The 241-nt window shown below is 68.9% G+C and carries 1 protein-coding gene; it reads right to left on the bottom strand.

Annotation, left to right across the window (positions count from 1 at the left end; translation table 11 throughout):
* Window positions 1–241, bottom strand: a 241-nt coding sequence (locus tag ACTT8P_RS38705; RefSeq protein WP_442836468.1) for a hypothetical protein, incomplete at both ends; no start/stop codon positions are given.

Genomic DNA, 241 nt, shown 5'->3' with positions numbered 1-241 from the left:
GCGTAGGACAGAGTTGTCCCCTCGAAGGTGAGGGCCGGTGTGTTCGCGCTGGTCGCGGCCTGTGCCTGGAACATCGACACCAGGGTCGCGGCCTGGTCGACCGGGTGCGCGGTGGCATTCCAGTCGGCGACGACCTGGCGCTTTTCGACCGGTGCCAGCAGTTCCACGTCACCGATCGGGCGGGTCGGCTCGGCGACGACCGACGACAGCATCCGCACCAGGCGCTTGGCCAGGTTCGCGA

The sequence above is a fragment of the Streptomyces sp. JW3 genome, from assembly GCF_052216785.1.
Classification (GTDB): domain Bacteria; phylum Actinomycetota; class Actinomycetes; order Streptomycetales; family Streptomycetaceae; genus Streptomyces.
The sequence above is the reverse complement of the archived record's forward strand: the minus strand, read 5'-3'. Positions and strand labels throughout refer to the sequence as shown.